Genomic DNA, 17,231 nt, shown 5'->3' with positions numbered 1-17,231 from the left:
GATCATGCGGCCCCCGCCCCCAGCCCCGGAATGTACGCGGGGGCCGCATGATCAGCGCAGATTCGCCCTCGTGTCGACCGCGCTCGCGTGCGCTCTCGTTCTAGTCTTCCCTCACCGCGTCACTGGGGACGTCGGCGCACGCATGATCACGCGAGGGCGGAGAAGAGCGATGAGCGACTTCGGCAGCACCACACCGATCCACCTGGAACGCGGCGAAGGCAAAGGCCTCGCCGCCGGCACGCTGGGGCTGTGGGGGTCGACCGTCATCGGTCTGGCATCCACCGCCCCCGTCTACTCCCTCGTCGCGACCCTGGGCTTCGTCGTGCTCGCCGTCGGGGGCCAGGCGCCGATCGCGTTCATCATCGCCTTCGTGCCGATGCTGTTCATCGCGTTCGCCTATCGCGAGCTCAACAACGAGATCCCGGACTGCGGCACCACCTTCACCTGGGGGACGAAGGCGTTCGGTCCGTGGGTGGGATGGATGGGCGGCTGGGGCGTCGCGGTGGCCGGCATGGTCGTGCTCGCGAACCTCGCGCAGATCGCCTCCGTCTACTTCTGGGACCTGTTCGGTCTGGAACTCGAGAACAACGACTGGCGCATCGTGCTGGTCGCCGTCCTGTTCATCGCGGCGATGACGTGGGTGAGCTGGCGCGGCGTGGAGATCGGCGAACGGATCCAGAACGTGCTGCTCGCCGTGCAGTACCTCGCGCTGGCGATCTTCGTCGTCGCTTCGCTCTGGCAGTTCTTCGCCGGGTCGGCACCGAACCCCACGCCGTTCGACTGGAACTGGCTGAACCCCTTCGCCTTCACCGACTTCCACGGCTTCACCGAGGCGGTGCTGCTCGCCCTCTTCATCTACTGGGGCTGGGACACCTGCCTCGCCCTCAACGAGGAGACCAAGGACCCCAAGCGCATCCCGGGTCGTGCGGCGCTGCTCACCACGATCATCCTGCTGTTCACCTACGTGTCGGTGACGATCGCCGCGATGATGTACGCGGGGCTCGGCGAGGACGGCACGGGGCTGGGCAACGCCGACAACGCGGACGACTTCTTCCTCGCGATCAAGGACGGACTGCTCGGCCCGTGGGGCTGGCTGCTGGTGGTCGCGGTGCTGATCTCGGCGGTGTCCTCGACGCAGACGACCATCCTGCCCACCGCCCGCGGCACGCTCGCGATGGGCGTCTACCGCGCGCTCCCCGCGCGCTTCAAGACCGTGCATCCCGTCTACAAGACGCCCTCGTTCTCCACGATCGTGGGCGGCACGGTCGCCATCTGCTACTACGTCGGCATGACGCTGATCAGCGACAACATCCTGCAGGACTCGATCCTGTCGCTCGGGCTCGCGATCGCGTTCTACTACGCCATCACCGGCTTCGCGTGCGTCTGGTACTACCGACGCGACCTCGGCCGCTCCACGCGCGACCTGTGGTTCAAGGGCATCTTCCCCCTGCTGGGCGCCCTCATGCTGACGTTCGCGTTCGTGCAGTCGGCGATCGACATGTACGACGTGGACTACGGCAACTCGGTGCTGCTGGGCATCGGCGGGACGTTCGTGGTCGGCATCGGAGCCCTGCTCGTCGGCGTCGTGCTCATGTTCGTCTGGTTCGTATTCCCGCGCTCGAAGCCGTTCTTCCAGGGGCGCGCCCTCAACCGCGAGACCCCCGTCCTCGTGCCCGACGAGCCGGGCGACATCGTCCGCTCCATCGACGGCGGCATCTGACCTCCCCGGCTCCCGGCCGGGCCCGAGCGGCCCGCGCCGGCCCGGCATCCGCACCCTCATCACCACGACTAAGGAACACCATGCGTATCCTCATCGTCGGCGCCGGCGGCGTCGGCTCGGCCGCCGTCCGCATCGCCGTGCGTCGCGACTTCTTCGAGAAGCTCGTCATCGCCGACTACGACCCGGCGCGCCCGCAGGCGCTCGTCGCCGAGGTCGCCGACCCGCGGGTAGAGGCGGCCCAGGTCGACGCCTCCCGTGCCGACGCGGTGGCCGGGCTCATCGAGGCCCACGGCATCACCCACGTGCTCAACGCCGTGGACCCCCGCTTCGTCATGCCGATCTTCGACGGCGCGCTCGCCGCCGGCGCGACCTACCTCGACATGGCGATGAGCCTCTCGACGCCGCACCCCGAGCAGCCGCACGCGCTGCCGGGGGTGAAGCTCGGCGACGAGCAGTTCGCCAAGGACGACCAGTGGAAGGATGCCGGTCGGCTCGCGCTCGTCGGCATCGGCGTCGAGCCGGGGCTGTCGGACGTGTTCGCCCGCTACGCCGAGGATCACCTGTTCAGCGAGATCGACGAGCTGGGCGTGCGCGACGGAGCGAACCTCGTCGTCGCCGGATACGACTTCGCGCCCTCGTTCTCGATCTGGACGACGATCGAGGAGTGCCTCAACCCGCCGGTCATCTACGAGGAGGACCGCGGCTGGTACACGACGGCGCCGTTCAGCGAGCCCGAGGTGTTCGACTTCCCCGACGGCATCGGCCCGGTCGAGTGCGTCAACGTCGAGCACGAGGAGGTGCTCCTCATGCCGCGGTGGACCACGGCCAAGCGCGTGACCTTCAAGTACGGGCTGGGCGACGAGTTCATCGGCGTGCTGAAGACGCTGCACAAGCTCGGTCTGGACAGCACCGAGAAGGTGAACGTCAAGGGCGTCGAGGTGTCGCCGCGCGATGTCGTCGCCGCGTGCCTGCCCGATCCGGCGACCATCGGCGACAAGATGAGCGGCAAGACCTGCGCGGGCGTCTGGGTGACCGGCACCGGCGTCGACGGCCGTCCCCGCTCGACCTACCTCTACCACGTGGCCGACAACGAGCAGACGATGCGCGAGTACGGCTCCCAGGCGGTCGTCTGGCAGACGGCCATCAACCCGGTCATCGCCCTCGAGCTGCTCGCGACCGGCGTCTGGACCGGCACCGGCGTGCTCGGCCCCGAGGCCTTCGACGCGAAGCCCTTCCTCGATCTGCTCGCGGCGCCGGCGCCCGGCGGCTACGGCTCTCCGTGGGGCATGGAGGACAAGCCCGTCTGAGCCGTCGGCGGACGCGGGCGGCGTCCGCGGTGGAAGGATGGACAGATGGCCACCCACGTGATCACCGGAGCGGGCTCCGGCATCGGCACCCTCATCGCAGAGCGGCTCGCGGCGCGCGGCGACCGGCTCGTGCTGGTCGTGCGCGACCGCGCGCGGGCGGACGACCTCGTCCGCGCCTTCCCCGGCAGCATCCCGATCGTCGCCGACCTCGCGCACCCCGAGACGATCGCCGACGCGGTGCGGGATGCCGCGGCGGTCCCCGACCGCATCGACGCGGTGATCCATGCGGCGGGCATCGTGGAGCTCGGGCGGGTCGGCGACCTGCCGGTGTCGGCGTGGACGAGCCAGCTGGCCGTCAACCTCGTGGCGCCCGCCGAGCTCACCCGCGTGCTGCTGCCCCGGGTGCGTGCGGCACGCGGCCAGGTGCTGTTCGTCAACTCGGGGGCGGGCCTCACGGCGCATCCGAACTGGGCGGCGTACGCGGCGTCCAAGCACGGGCTCAAGGCACTCGCCGATGCCCTGCGCGGCGAGGAGGCCGAGCACGGCGTGCGCGTCACGACGGTGTACCCCGGGCGCACCGCGACGCCCATGCAGGCGGAGGTGCATGCGCAGGAGGGCGCCGCCTACGACCCCGATCGGTGGATCGACCCGGCCTCGGTGGCGACGGCCGCGCTCACGGCGCTCGACCTGCCGCGCGACGCGGTCATCAGCGACCTGACGGTGCGGCCCGGCCCCCGATGACCGCCCCGTCCGCGTCCGGCGCCGACGTCCCCGTCGGGCCGGGACTGCTCGATGCGATCCTCGACGACGCCCGCCGCCGGCTCGTGGGCACGCCGAAGGAGCGGCTCGGCGACTGGGCGCACGCCCGCCGCCTGCTCGGGTTCGGCCGCGCGCCGCGCATCGTGCCGGTGGGTGAGGCGTGGCACGTCGGCGTCCTGCTGATCGGGGATGCCGACCTCTTCGCGACCGGCGAGGTGCTGCGCGCCCGCACCGAGGCGATCCGCGGCTACACCGCCGAGGCGCAGCGCGCCCGCTCCGAGCGTGCCGCCGCCGCGGCGCGCGGCGGGTTCGCCGACGGCGAGGTCCTGCACCTCGGTGCGACGGCGATCGACCTCGACGCCGTGCGCCGCGGGGAGGCGTCGGGCCCGCTGGCGCTGGTCGACGGCATCCCGCTCGTGACGTGGACGCCGGCCGGCGCGCGCCGCCCCCTGGCGGACTACCTGGACGATCAGCTCTCGCTGCGCTGACCCTCGCCCCGCGGATGCCGCGCCCTCCGGCGCGCGGGTGCCGCGCCTCAGACGTCGGCGCGGATCGGCCGCACGACGCGGCACGGGTTGCCCACCGCGACGACCCCGGCAGGGATGTCGCGCGTGACCACCGATCCGGCTCCGATGATGCTGTCGCTGCCGATCGTCACGCCCGGCAGGATCGTGACCGAGCCGCCGAGCCAGACGTTGTCGCCGATCGTGACGGCGGACGCGCGCTCCCATCCCTCCCGGCGGAGGGTGGGATCCTCGGCGTGGTTGGGCGTGTAGATGCTGCAGCGGGGCCCGATGAGGCAGTCGGCGCCGATCGTGACGTAGCCGCCGCCGACCACGAGGAAGTCCTTGTTGAGGAAGGTGCGGTCGCCGATCGTGAGCCCGATGCCGTAGTCGAGGTTGAGCGGCGGACGGAAGTCGATGCCGGATCCGGCGCCCGGCACGAGCTCGTGGAACAGGCGCTGGGCCTCGGCGGGGTCGTCGAAGAAGATCCGGTTGATCCGGGCGCACGTCGACTGGGCGTGCCAGGTGAGATCGGGCAGTGATGCCGAGGCGCGGTAACGGATCCCGTCGCCGGCGAAGAGCGCGCGCACGTCCGCGTCGTCTGCGATCAGCGCGGCGAGATCCATATTTGTTGTCATATGGAACATATTAGTGGGAGGATGGCCGTACGGCGATGTCGCCGCAGAACAACGGGAGCCGTCATGACCATCGCCCGCGCCGCCGTCGACCTCGACGTCACCGGTCCGCAGATCAGCCGCCACCTCTACGGGCACTTCGCCGAACATCTCGGCCGGTGCATCTACGGCGGCTTCTGGGTGGGGGAGGAGTCGCCGATCCCGAACGAGCGCGGCATCCGCCTCGACGTCGTGGAGGCCCTGCGCCGCCTGCACGTGCCCAACCTCCGGTGGCCCGGCGGATGCTTCGCCGACGAGTACCACTGGCGCGACGGCATCGGGCCCCGCGATGAGCGCCCGACGATGGTCAACACGAACTGGGGCGACGTCGTCGAGGACAACGCGTTCGGCACGCACGAGTTCATGGACCTCTGCGACCTGCTCGGGGCCGAGCCCTACGTCAACGGCAACGTCGGCAGCGGCACGGTGCAGGAGATGAGCGAGTGGGTCGAGTACCTCACCCGCTCCGGCGACAGCCCGATGGCGCGTCTGCGCCGCGAGAACGGTCGCGACGAGCCCTGGCGGGTGCCGTTCTGGGGCCTCGGCAACGAGGCCTGGGGATGCGGCGGCCACATGACGCCGGAGTACTACACATCGCTCGCCCGCCGGTACGCGACCTTCTGCCGCGAGCACGACGGCAACCGGCTGTACCGCATCGCCGCGGGCGCGGCCGACGACGACGTGCGCTGGACGCACGCGCTCATGGCCTCGGCGACGTCGTCGAACGCGCCCGACCCGCAGCCGTCCCCGTTCCAGGCGATCTCGTTCCACTACTACACGCACGCCGGCACCGGCATCCAGAAGGAGTCGGCCACGACGTTCTCCCGCGACGAGTACGTGCGCACGATCGGCAAGGCCTACGAGATCGAGCGCGTGATCCGCGCCCACGAGGCGGTCATGGACGCCTACGACCCCGAGCGGTCGATCGACCTCGTGTGCGACGAGTGGGGCACCTGGTGGAGCGTGGAGCCCGGCACCAACCCCGGCTTCCTCTTCCAGCAGAACACGGTGCGCGACGCGCTGGTCGCCGGCATCCACTTCGACGTGTTCCACCGCCACGCGGCGCGCCTGCGCATGGCGAACATCGCCCAGACCCTCAACGTGCTGCAGGCGATGATCCTCACCGACGATGACGGCGGGCTCGTGCTGACACCGACCTACCACGTGTACGAGATGAACGTCGGCCACCACGACGCGCAGTCCGTGCCCGCCCACGTCGTGTCGGTTCCCTCCGTCGGCGTCGACGGCGCGGAGCTGCCGGCGCTGTCGCTGTCGGCATCCACGAAGGACGGCGCGGCGCTCCTGTCGCTCACGCACGTCGGCGTCGACGGCCCGCTCGCGGTCGAGATCGACCTGCGCGGCCGCGCCGCGACGCTCACCCGCGCCCGGGTGCTCACCGGCGCGGACGCCGCGGCCCACAACACGCCGGAGAGCCCCGACGTCGTCCGCCCGGTGCCGCTGGACGCGTCGATCGACGACGGCGTCCTGCGCCTGCAGCTGCCCCCGCACGCCTTCGCGACCGTCGAGCTCGCCCTCGCCTGATCGACGCGTGAGAACGGCCCGCCCCGGGAGGGGCGGGCCGTCCGATCGAGCGGCGGAAGAGACGAGAGACCGCTACTCGACGTGGGTGGCCACGGTGCGCGCGTCCGCGGCGGTGACCCGGTGCACGTCGCCCGTGAGGGTGACCGTCGCGGCCGTCTCGCGGTCGGCGACCGACGCGCCGACCCACAGGTCGACGCGGCCCGGCTCCACGATCCGGATGCCGTCCCGTCCCGTGAACGCCAGGCGCGCCGTCGGCACGTCGAAGCGGACCGTGGCGGACGCCCCCGGTGCCAGGCTCACCCGCGCGTAGCCGAGCAGCTGCGCGACCGGGCGGACGACGCTCGCGTGCACGTCGTGCGCGTACAGCTGCACGATCTCGGTGCCGGCGCGGTCACCGGTGTTGGCGACCGTCACGGTCACCGTCAGCTCGTCGCCCGCGGCGACCTCCTCGGGTGCCGACAGGCCCGTGCGCGCGAAGGTCGTGTAACCGAGCCCGAAGCCGAAGGGTCGCACCGGCGTGCTGTCGGCGCTCGTCACCTCGCTGTCGCCGCCGAGGATCGGATGCAGGTACGAGAACGGCTGCGCGCCCGCCGACCGTGGCAGCGAGACGGGCAGCCGCCCCGACGGGGCGACGGCGCCCGTGAGCACGCGGGCGATCGCCGTGCCGCCCTCCTCGCCCGGGAAGAACGCCTGCACGACGGCCGAGGGGGCCGAGCCCGCGTCGCCGTCCAGCGCCCAGGCCAGAGCGTAGGGTCGGCCGGTGACCACCACGAGCACGACCGGCGTGCCCGTCGCGGCGACCGCCTCGGCGAGCTCGCGCTGCACCCCCGGCAGCTCGAGGCTCTCCGCATCGTTGCCCTCGCCGACCGTGCCGCGTCCGAACAGCCCGGCCCGGTCGCCGACCACGACGATCGCCACGTCGGCGGATGCCGCGGCATCCACCGCGGCGGCGAAGCCCGAGCGGTCATCGCCCTCGACGTCGCAGCCGGCGACCGACACGATCGCGGCCTCCGGCAGCTCGGCCCGAAGGGCCTCGGCGACCGTCGGGATCGCGAACCCGTACGGCGTGCCCGGGTGGTGGGCCAGCACGTGGTTGGCGAAGGAGTAGCAGCCCATGAGCGCCGACGCGTCGTGGCCGTTCGGCCCGATCACGGCCACGCGCCCGGGACGGGCCAGCGGCAGCGTGCCGTCGTTCGACAGCAGCACCAGCGAGCGCTCGGCCAGCTCGCGCGCGACGGCGCGGTGGGCGGGGGAGTCGAGGTCGACGGCGGTCGGCGGCGCGCTGTCGTCGGGATCGAGCAGGCCGAGCTCCTCCTTCTGTGCGAGCACGCGCGCCAGCGCGCGGTCGACGAGCGCCTCGTCGATGCGACCGTCGCGCAGGCCCTCCCGCAGCGGGGCCGCGTACGCGTCGCCGCTGGGCAGCTCCACGTCGATGCCGGCCGTCAGGGCCAGGCGCGCCGCCTCGGTGCGGTCGGCGGCGACGGCGTGCATCGTCTGGAGGAACGCGATCGCGAAGTAGTCCGACACCACGACGCCGTCGAAGCCCCACTCGCCGCGGAGCAGATCGGTGAGCAGTCGCGGATCGGAGGCGACGGGGATGCCGTCCACGTCCGTGTACGAGTTCATCACCGACCGCGCCCCGCCGTCGCGCACCGCCATCTCGAAGGGCGGCAGGAACACGTCGGCGAGCTCGCGCGGACCGGCGTGCACGGGTGCGTGGTTGCGACCCGCCTGCGACGCGGAGTAGCCGACGAAGTGCTTCAGGGTCGCGTGCACCCCGGCATCCTGGATGCCGCGGACGTAGGCCGTCGCGATCGTGCCCACGACGTACGGGTCTTCCGAGATGCACTCGTCCACCCGCCCCCAGCGCGGATCGCGGATGACGTCCAGCACCGGTGCGAGGGTCTGGTGCACGCCCAGCTCGCGCATCGTGTCGCCGATGAGGCGGCCCATGCGCTCGACGAGCTCGGGGTCGAACGCGGCGCCCCACGCGAGCGGCGTCGGGAAGGTCGCCGCCTTCCAGGCCGCGAGACCCGTCAGCGACTCCTCGTGCACGATCGCGCCGATGCCGTGGCCCGATGCCGCGCGCAGCCGCTGCTGCTGGTCCCACAGCCAGCTCGCGCGCTCCGCGGCATCCACCGGCCGGGTGCCGTAGACGCGCGTGAGGTGACCGAGCCCGTGGGCGGAGGCCTGCTCGTACCGGTCGGAGGCGGTCGTCTCGCCGGCCCGCATCTCGTCGGCCAGGGGCGCCACCGCCTCATCGCCCTGGTCGACCCAGAAGCCCACCAGCTGCGCGACCTTCTGGTCGGGCGTCATGTCGGCCATGAGGGCGGCCACCCGTGGCGAGACCGGCTGGACGAGACGGCGGTCGAGGGAGTTGTCGGAGATCGTCATGCGGATCAGCCCTTCACGGCGCCCGTGAGGCCGCCGACGATACGACGCTCGAACAGGCTGAAGAACAGCAGCGCGGGGAGCATCGACAGAGAGGTGAAGGCCAGCACCTTGGCGGTGTCGACCGAGTACTGGGACGAGAACGCCTGCACGCCGAGCGGCAGGGTGAAGCTCGCCTCGTTGTTGAGGATGAACAGGGGCAGAAGGTAGCTGTTCCAGCTGCCGATGAACGCCAGGATGCCGACGGTGATGACGCCCGGCACCGACAGCGGCAGCACCATGCGCCAGAAGAAGCCCAGGCGGCTGCACCCGTCGATGAACGCGGCCTCCTGGATCTCGTCGGGGATCGCCCGGAGGAACGGCACCAGGATGATGATGGTCGTCGGCAGCGCGAACGCGATCTGGGGCAGGATGATCCCGGCCAGCGAGTTCATGAGACCGAGGTCGCGGATCACGATGTACAGCGGGGTGATCGCGACCGTGATCGGGAACATCAGCCCGGCGGCGAACAGCGCGTAGAGCGCGCCGCGCCCGCGGAACGGGTAGCGCGCGATGACGTAGCTCGCCATGAGTCCCAGCGCGACGACGCCCGCGGTGGTGGCCGTCGCCGCGATCAGCGAGTTGAGCACCTGACGCCAGAACTGCGGACCCGTGAGCACCGTGAGGTAGTTCTGCACGTTCCACGGGTCGGGCCAGCCGGCGGGATCGACCGTGATCTGCGAATTGCTGCGGAACCCGCCGATGACGATGTAGAGCACCGGGGCGAGCATGAGGGCGATGACGACGAGCGCGATGAAGTAGACGAGCGGGCTGCCCCAGGGCAGGCGCTCCTTCGCGCGGCGGCGTGCGGGCCCGCGGCCGGCGGCGCCGGTCGCGAGGGTGGCGGTGTCGACGGTGAGCGCGCTCATCGGGTCTTCTTCCCTTCGGTGATGGCGCCGGCCGTGTCGCGGCGCAGCACGAAGCGCTGGTAGATCAGGGCGACGACGAGCGAGATGACGAAGATGACGACGGCGACGGCGTTGCCGAAGCCGAAGTTGCCGGCGTTGCGGCCGTTGACGACCATGTAGGTCGCCATCGTGGAGGTGCCCGCCGTCGAGGCGACGTACTGGCCCCAGATGATGTAGACGAGGTCGAACAGCTGCAGGGCGCCGATGATCGACAGGAACGCCCAGATGCGCAGGGTGGGCGCCAGCAGCGGCAGCGTGATGCGCCAGTGGGCCTGCCAGTATCCCGCGCCGTCGAGGGCGGCGGCCTCGTAGAGCTCCTCCGGGATGCCCTGGAGCCCCGCGAGGAAGAGGATGACGGCGAAGCCGACGTACTTCCAGGTGAGGATGGCCATGAGCGTCCAGATGGCGATCGCCGGATCGGAGATCCAGTCGTGGGCGAGCGCGCCGAGCCCCCAGCTCTCCAGCAGGCCGTTCAGCGCTCCCTGTGTCTGCAGCATGAGCCCGAAGCCCGTGCCGACGACGACCTCGGCGATGACGTACGGCACGAAGATGAGGACGCGGATGAGGGACTGCCCCCGCATCCGGCGGTTCAGCAGCAGTGCCAGCAGCACCGCGACCGGCCCCTGCAGCACGATGGAGGCGATGACGATGAAGCCGTTGTGGCCGAGCGCCTCGAGGAAGGTCGGATCGGTGAGGATCGTCAGATAGTTCTGCAGGCCGACGAAGTCGGTGGGGGCGCCGTAGCCCTGCCACCGGAAGAAGCCGTAGTAGGCCGCCATCGCGACCGGGAAGATCACGAAGCCGAGGAACATGATCAGCGCCGGCCCGACGAGCAGCGCGATCTCGAATCTCCCGGCCCAGCCCAGTCCACGGGGACGGCGGCGCGGCGTGGGGGGGGGCGGCGTCACGCCGCCCCCGCCGTGCTGCGCGAGATCCGTCTCCGGGTCGGTGACGGCCACGGAGGTCTCGCGGAGGGACACGATCCGATCAGCCCTTCTTGGCCGCGTCGGTGACCGACTGGATCATCTGCTGCGGGTTGCTCTTGCCCGCGAGCAGGTCGACCACGGCCACGTTCAGCGCGTTGCCGACGTTCTGGCCGAGGACGGTGTCGAGCCACTGCGAGACGAACGGCGCCTTGTTGTAGGCGGCGAGCACCTCCTGGAGGTAGGGCTCCTTGACGGCGGCCTGGGCGGTCTTGTTGACCGGCGGGGCGCTGAAGGCCGCGTAGTACGCCTCCTGCTGGTCGGCCGACGCGATGAAGTTCAGGAAGTCCGCGCACTCCTTGGGCGCCTTGGCCGAGCACGAGTAGCCGTCGACGCCACCCATCATCGATCCCGGCTCACCCTGACCGCCGGAGACCTCCGGGAAGGGGAACCACGCCAGGTCGGGGAGGGGCTTCTCGTCGGGGGTGAGCGAGGCGATCACACCCGGGTCCCAGGCGCCCATGAGCTCCATCGCGGCCTGGTGGTTGGCGACGAGACCGGCGGAGCTGCCGGCGCCCTGCTGGGCGGAGGTGGTGAGGAAGCCTTCGTTGAACGGCTTCGTCGCGGCGAAGTCGTTGAGGTCTTCGGCGGCCTTCAGCCAGCATCCGTCGCTGAAGTCCTTCGAGTCGCCGGTCTTCTCGATGGTCTGGGGGCTGCACTCGCGCAGGGCGAAGTTGTAGTACCAGTGCGCGGCGGGCCAGGCGTCCTTCGCGCCGAGCGCGATCGGGGCGACGCCCGCGGTCTTGAGCTTGTCGACGGCCGACTCGAGGTCGCTGATCGTCGTCGGGGCGGTCGTGATGCCGGCCTTGGTGAAGAGGTCGGAGCTGTACCAGAAGCCGCTCGGCAGCACCGCCAGCGGCATCGCCCAGATCTTGTCCTGGTAGGTCTCGGCCTTGAACGAGCCCTCGGAGATCTCGGACTTCGCGGTGTCGCCGATCTTGTCGGTGAGGTCCATGAGCTGGCCCGCCTGCACCATCGCCGCGAGCTTTCCGCCGCCGCGCTGCAGGAAGATGTCGGGAGCGTCGCCCGCGTTGAGGGCGGTCTGCAGCTTGCCGTCCATGTCCTCGTTCTGCACCGACTGCATCGTGATGGTGACGTTCGGGTTCGCCTTCTCGAAGGCCGCGATGGCGTCCTTCCAGAACTGCTGGCCGGGGCCCGTGGTCGAGTTCTGCCACAGCGTCATCTCGACCTTGCCGTCGGCGTTGGTGTCGCCCGACCCGCCGCTGCAGGCGCTCAGACCGAGCGTGCCCGCGACCAGGAGCGCCGCTCCGGTCAGGATCTTGTTCGCCTTCATGTGATTCCTGTCCTCCTCATTGAGCCTCACCCCGGTCATTCGGGGCACGGAGTATTCCGGTGAACGCGTTCGGGCCGGAATGAGCACCAGTGTGACCATTTGTTGTCAACGACGTCAAACGTTTTCAAAAACCTTTTCAATAACGTTTCCGCGCCCGTAGTATCACCCACGTGAGTCGCAGAGCCACCATCCATGACGTCGCCGCGGCCGCCGGTGTGTCCGTGGCCACGGTTTCCAAAGCGGTCAACGGTCGATACGGCGTGGCGAGCGAGACCGTGTCGCGCGTGCTCGACGCCGTGGCCGAGCTCGGGTACGAGTCGAGCCTGGTCGCCAGCAGCATGCGCTCGCGCCGGACCGGCGTCGTGGGCGTGCTGGTGTCGGACTTCGAGCCGTTCAGCGCCGAGGTGCTCAAGGGGGTCGGCGCCGCGCTGAGCGGGCATCGCTACGACCTGCTGGCCTACAGCGGCGCCCGCGACGCCGACCCGCAGGGGTGGGAGCGGCGCTCGCTCAGCCGGCTCAGCGGCACGCTGATCGACGCGGCGATCATGGTCACCCCGACCGTGGTGGGTGTGAACGCCGACGTCCCGATCGTCGCCGTCGACCCCCACGCGGGCCGGGTGGACATCCCCTCGGTCGAATCCGACAGTCTCACCGGCGGCTTCGAGGCGACGATGCACCTCATCGAGCTCGGCCACCGCCGCATCGGCTACCTCGCGGGCCGCCCCGAGCTGCGCTCCTCGGAGATGCGCGAGGCGGGCTACCGCCGTGCACTGCGTCAGTCCGGCATCCGCTTCGATCCCGCCCTCGTGGCCGTCGGAATGTACGACCCCGACACGGTGCGCGTCGTCGGACGCGCCCTGTTGCAGCAGCCCGACCGCCCGACCGCGGTGTTCGCGGCCAACGACCGCACCGCGCTCGGACTGATCGACGTCGCGGCGGAGCTCGGGCTCGACGTCCCGGGGGATCTGTCGGTGATCGGCTTCGACGACATCCCCGAGGCGTTCCTCACCGCGCGCCCGCTGAGCACGGTGCGCCAGCCCATCCAGCGTCTCGGCGCCGAGGCGGCGCGGATGCTGGTCACCATGCTGACCGGGGCCACCCCGGAGGCGACGCACCTGGTGCTCCCGACGCGCCTGATCCCGCGGGCGACGACCGCTCCGCTGCGCTGACGCACGGTCCGGTCGCCGCCGTCCGGGGTGCGCGGCGCCGGTCGCTCCCGGCGTCGGACCGTCACGCGGGCGTGAGTGGATCGGTCAGCAGCGCCTCGAACGCGATCTCGGCGGCGCCGACGAGCAGGCGGTCGGGGCCGAGGTCGGCCGGGCGCAGCTGCAGGTCCTCGGCGTTCATCGCCATGGCCTGCGCGCGCACGGCGGACAGGAGGGCCTCGGCATCCTGATCCAGGATCGTCGCGAGGAAGCCGCCCAGCACGACGGTCGACGGGTTGAGCACGTTGACGGCGTTGGCGAGCGCCGTCGCCAGGATGCGGCGCTGGCGCTCGACCTCGGCGGCCACCTCCACACTGCGCGATTCGCGGATCGCCCGCTCGAGCGTCGGCTCGTCCGCGCTGTGCAGACCGACGACGGCGAGCAGTCGCGACCGGCTCACCTCGTCCTCCAGCGTGCCCTGCGCGCCGGAGCGGCGGTCGGCGGGCTGTGCGATCCCGGGGCGGTTCTGGCCCAGCTCGCCCGCGTAGCCGCCGGCGCCGCGCACGAGGCGCCCGCCGATCACCAGCCCGCCGCCGATGCCGCTCGCGCCGCCGTTGAGGTAGATCAGGTCGCTCACGTCGCGGCCCGCGCCGTACATGCTCTCGGCGAGGGCGCCGAGCGTGGCGTCGTTGTCGATCGCGACCGGCAGCCCGCTCGCGCGGGCGAGGGTGTCGCGTAGCGGGGCGTCGGTCCAGTCGAGATGCGGCGCGCGGCGCACCAGGCCGTCGGCGGTGCGCACGAGGCCGGGCACGGCCACGCCGATGCCCGCGATGCGGTGGGCGGCGAGCTCGCCCGCGCGCCACCGGTCGGTGACGCCGGTGGTGAGCTCGACGGCCTGCGCGGCCGAGATCAGTCCCTCCAGCTCGATGCGCTCGCGCAGCACGATCGTGCGATCGAGCCCGATCGCCGCCACGGTGAGCGCGTCCACCTCGGGGTTCACCGCGATCGCGACGACGTCCGGCGCGGCCGCGACGGAGGGGGAGGGGCGCCCGACGCGGCGATGCACCTCCGGGGCGCCCTCGCTGGCGAGTCCCGCCGCGACGAGGTCGGCGACGAGGGCCCCGATCGTGGAGCGGTTCAGACCCGTCGACTCGGTCAGGGCGGCACGCGAGAGCGGGCCGTCTTCGTGCACGAGCCGCAGCACCCGTGAGAGGTTGGCGCGACGGACGCCCTCGACGGTTCCCTCTGCGCGTGCCACGCGTCCACCCTAGAGGCGCGGATGCCGGTGGGCGTGGTGGACGGAGGGTGCGTCGTGGTATAGGTTGTGACTAACAACAAAACTCCCTCACGGGAGTCCTCGCGAAGGAGCGCCATGACCGTCCCGACCCCCGCCGACAAGTTCACCTTCGGTCTCTGGACCATCGGCTACAACGGCACCGACCCGTTCGGCGGGCCGACCCGTCCGCCGCTCGACGTCGTCCACGCGGTCGAGAAGCTCGCCGAGCTCGGCGCGTACGGCCTCACCTTCCACGACGACGACCTGTTCGCGTTCGGCTCCTCCGAGGCGGACCGGCAGCATCAGATCGACCGGCTGAAGGGCGCGCTGGGCGCGACCGGCCTCACCGTGCCGATGGTCACGACCAACCTCTTCAGCGCCCCCGTCTTCAAGGACGGCGGGTTCACCTCGAACGACCGCGACGTGCGTCGCTTCGCGATCCGCAAGGTGCTGCGCCAGATCGACCTCGGCGCCGAGCTGGGCGCGCAGACCTTCGTGATGTGGGGCGGCCGCGAGGGCGCCGAGTACGACTCCGCGAAGGACATCCGCCAGGCGCTGGAGCGCTACCGCGAGGCCGTCAACTTCCTCGGCGACTACGTGGTCGACAAGGGCTACGACATCCGCTTCGCGATCGAGCCGAAGCCGAACGAGCCGCGCGGCGACATCCTGCTGCCGACCGTGGGTCACGCCCTCGCGTTCATCGACTCGCTCGAGCGTCCCGAGCTCGTCGGCCTCAACCCCGAGGTCGGCCACGAGCAGATGGCCGGGCTGAACTTCGCGGCCGGCATCGCGCAGGCGCTGTACCACGGCAAGCTCTTCCACATCGACCTCAACGGCCAGCGCGGCATCAAGTACGACCAGGACCTCGTGTTCGGTCACGGCGACCTGCACAACGCGTTCGCGCTGGTCGACCTGCTCGAGAACGGCGGCCCGAACGGCGGGCAGTCGTACGAGGGTCCCCGTCACTTCGACTACAAGCCGTCGCGCACCGAGGACGAGACGGGTGTCTGGGACTCGGCAGCCGCCAACATGCGCACCTACCTGCTGCTGAAGGAGCGTGCGGCCGCGTTCCGCGCCGACCCCGAGGTGCAGGAGGCGCTCGCCGCCGCGCGCGTCGCGGAGCTCGCACAGCCGACGTTCGCCGAGGGGGAGAGCTACGACGACTTCGTCGCCGACCGCTCCGCCTACGAGGACTTCGACACCGACGCGTACCTCGGCGGCAAGGGCTTCGGCTTCGTGCGGCTGCAGCAGCTCGCGACCGAGCACCTGCTCGGCGCGCGCTGACCCCGGCATCCGCCCGCGTCCGCGCGTGAGACCCTGGCCGTCCGGCGGGGTCTCACGCGCGGACGCCCCCGACTCACGAAGAGATGAGGATGCCGACATGGCACTCGTGATGGGCGTCGACAGCTCGACGCAGTCCTGCAAGGTCGTCATCGTCGACGCCGCGACGGGCGCCGTCGTGCGCACGGGGCGCGCGTCGCATCCCGACGGCACGAGCGTCGATCCCGAGGCGTGGTGGGTCGCTCTGCAGGCGGCGATCGCGGATGCCGGCGGCATCGCCGACGTCGCCGCCTGGGCGATCGGCGGGCAGCAGCACGGCATGGTCGCCCTCGACGCGCAGGGTCGGGTCGTGCGCGACGCCCTGCTGTGGAACGACACCCGCTCGGCGGCGGCGGCGGCGGATCTGATCGCCGAGTTCGGCGCCGACGCCCTGGCCGCGCGCACGGGAGTCGTGCCGGTGGCCTCCTTCACGATCACGAAGCTCCGGTGGCTGCGCGACGCCGAACCCGACAACGCCGCGGCCGTCGCCGCCGTGGCGCTCCCGCACGACTGGCTGACGTGGCGGCTGCGCGGCTACGGCCCCGTCGCCGACGGCGCCCCGGCGTTCGACGAGCTGATCACCGATCGCTCCGACGCGTCGGGCACCGGTTACTGGGATCCGGCGACCGACGGCTACGACCGCGCGCTGCTCGTCGCCGCCCTCGGCCACGACGCCGCGCTGCCGCGGGTGCTCGGCCCGCTCGAGTCGGTCGCGGATGCCGACGGGCGCCGCGTCGGCGCGGGCGCGGGCGACAACGCGGCGGCGGCCTTCGGGGTCGGAGCCGGTGTCGGCGATGTCGTCGTGTCGATCGGGACCAGCGGCACGGTGTTCGCGGTCAGCGCGGAGCGGACGATCGACCCGTCCGGCACCGTCGCGGGCTTCGCCGATGCCGACGGCCACTTCCTCCCGCTGGTGGCGACGCTCAACGCCGCGCGCGTGCTGGACGTGACCGCCCGGCTGCTCGCCGTCGACCACGACGGGCTCAGCGCGCTCGCGCTGGCCGCGGCATCCGGGGCCGGCGGGCTGCGGCTGCTGCCCTACTTCGAAGGCGAGCGCACACCGAACCTGCCCGACGCGACCGCGGAGCTGACCGGGATGACGCTCGCCTCCACGACGCGCGAGAACCTCGCCCGCGCCGCCGTCGAGGGGATGCTGCGCGGGCTCGCCGCCGGCCTCGACGCGATCCGCGGGCTCGGCGTGCCGATCGAGCGCGCGCTGCTCGTCGGCGGCGGGGCGCAGTCGGCGGCCGTCCGCCGCATCGCGCCCGACGTGCTGGGCGTGCCGGTCGAGGTGCCCGCACCGGGGGAGTACGTCGCGCTCGGCGCCGCCCGCCAAGCCGCCCGCCTCCTCCCCGCCTGACGGCATCCCC

General features: G+C 71.6%; 14 protein-coding genes. 8 read left to right on the top strand and 6 right to left on the bottom strand.

All coding sequences use genetic code 11. From position 1 onward, the window contains the following. The first annotated feature begins 169 nt into the window (after positions 1-169). The 4 genes from AC1Q49_RS14555 to AC1Q49_RS14540 all read left to right on the top strand — a co-directional run bounded on the left by AC1Q49_RS14555 (position 170) and on the right by AC1Q49_RS14540 (position 4,274). The gene (locus AC1Q49_RS14555) at positions 170-1,720 is read left to right on the top strand and encodes an APC family permease (RefSeq protein WP_492493021.1); all 1,551 of its coding nucleotides are present in this window, start codon (positions 170-172) and stop codon (positions 1,718-1,720) included. 80 nt (positions 1,721-1,800) lie between these two features. Beyond that, entirely contained in the window at positions 1,801-3,027 is a 1,227-nt protein-coding gene (locus AC1Q49_RS14550) for a saccharopine dehydrogenase family protein (protein WP_492493019.1), read from the top strand. A 45-nt stretch (positions 3,028-3,072) separates the two neighbouring features. Next, entirely contained in the window at positions 3,073-3,768 is a 696-nt protein-coding gene (locus AC1Q49_RS14545; RefSeq protein WP_060960622.1) for an SDR family oxidoreductase, read from the top strand. Next, on the top strand, positions 3,765-4,274 hold the full coding sequence (locus AC1Q49_RS14540) for a glutaminase (RefSeq protein ID WP_101306933.1): 510 nt from the start codon (positions 3,765-3,767) through the stop codon (positions 4,272-4,274). The genes AC1Q49_RS14545 and AC1Q49_RS14540 overlap by 4 nt, the downstream gene beginning before the upstream one ends. Positions 4,275-4,321: 47 nt before the next feature. Here AC1Q49_RS14540 and AC1Q49_RS14535 read toward each other — a convergent pair whose 3' ends face one another. Next, the gene (locus AC1Q49_RS14535; RefSeq protein ID WP_060960624.1) at positions 4,322-4,927 is read right to left on the bottom strand and encodes a sugar O-acetyltransferase; all 606 of its coding nucleotides are present in this window, start codon (positions 4,925-4,927) and stop codon (positions 4,322-4,324) included. A gap of 63 nt (positions 4,928-4,990) precedes the next feature. Here AC1Q49_RS14535 and AC1Q49_RS14530 point away from each other — a divergent pair, with 63 nt between their 5' ends. Then, positions 4,991-6,505, top strand: a complete 1,515-nt coding sequence (locus AC1Q49_RS14530; RefSeq protein ID WP_492493016.1) for an alpha-N-arabinofuranosidase — start codon at positions 4,991-4,993, stop codon at positions 6,503-6,505. A 72-nt stretch (positions 6,506-6,577) separates the two neighbouring features. On the opposite strand, the gene AC1Q49_RS14525 is transcribed toward AC1Q49_RS14530, so the two are convergent. The 4 genes from AC1Q49_RS14525 to AC1Q49_RS14510 are packed head-to-tail and all read right to left on the bottom strand — an operon-like array spanning position 6,578 to position 12,120. After that, positions 6,578-8,899 carry a beta-xylosidase/alpha-l-arabinosidase gene (locus AC1Q49_RS14525; RefSeq protein WP_492493014.1) on the bottom strand — a complete coding sequence of 774 codons (2,322 nt, stop codon included), beginning with the start codon at positions 8,897-8,899 and terminating at the stop codon, positions 6,578-6,580. A 5-nt stretch (positions 8,900-8,904) separates the two neighbouring features. Beyond that, entirely contained in the window at positions 8,905-9,804 is a 900-nt protein-coding gene (locus tag AC1Q49_RS14520; RefSeq protein WP_060960627.1) for a carbohydrate ABC transporter permease, read from the bottom strand. Next, the gene (locus AC1Q49_RS14515; protein WP_060960651.1) at positions 9,801-10,802 is read right to left on the bottom strand and encodes a carbohydrate ABC transporter permease; all 1,002 of its coding nucleotides are present in this window, start codon (positions 10,800-10,802) and stop codon (positions 9,801-9,803) included. Before AC1Q49_RS14515 ends, AC1Q49_RS14520 begins: the two co-directional genes overlap by 4 nt. Before the next feature lie 28 nt (positions 10,803-10,830). Further along, positions 10,831-12,120, bottom strand: coding sequence for an ABC transporter substrate-binding protein (locus AC1Q49_RS14510; RefSeq protein WP_101306930.1), 1,290 nt, complete (start codon positions 12,118-12,120; stop codon positions 10,831-10,833). Between the two features lie 170 nt (positions 12,121-12,290). On the opposite strand from AC1Q49_RS14510, the gene AC1Q49_RS14505 reads away from it, so the two are divergent. Beyond that, positions 12,291-13,289 (top strand): LacI family DNA-binding transcriptional regulator, encoded by a 999-nt coding sequence (locus tag AC1Q49_RS14505; protein ID WP_492493010.1) that lies wholly within the window; start codon positions 12,291-12,293, stop codon positions 13,287-13,289. A gap of 61 nt (positions 13,290-13,350) precedes the next feature. Here the strand turns inward: AC1Q49_RS14505 and AC1Q49_RS14500 are convergent, their stop codons facing one another. Then, the gene (locus AC1Q49_RS14500) at positions 13,351-14,523 is read right to left on the bottom strand and encodes an ROK family transcriptional regulator (protein ID WP_492493008.1); all 1,173 of its coding nucleotides are present in this window, start codon (positions 14,521-14,523) and stop codon (positions 13,351-13,353) included. Between the two features lie 114 nt (positions 14,524-14,637). Between AC1Q49_RS14500 and xylA the strand changes: the two genes are divergently transcribed. Then, positions 14,638-15,825, top strand: a complete 1,188-nt coding sequence (gene xylA, locus AC1Q49_RS14495; RefSeq protein WP_492493006.1) for a xylose isomerase — start codon at positions 14,638-14,640, stop codon at positions 15,823-15,825. A 97-nt stretch (positions 15,826-15,922) separates the two neighbouring features. Further along, positions 15,923-17,221 carry an FGGY family carbohydrate kinase gene (locus tag AC1Q49_RS14490; RefSeq protein ID WP_492493004.1) on the top strand — a complete coding sequence of 433 codons (1,299 nt, stop codon included), beginning with the start codon at positions 15,923-15,925 and terminating at the stop codon, positions 17,219-17,221. Positions 17,222-17,231 lie beyond the last annotated feature (10 nt).

Source organism: Microbacterium sp. MPR-TSA4, from assembly GCF_058792815.1.
Note: the sequence above shows the minus strand (reverse complement) of the source record. Positions and strands in the feature narration are given on the sequence as shown.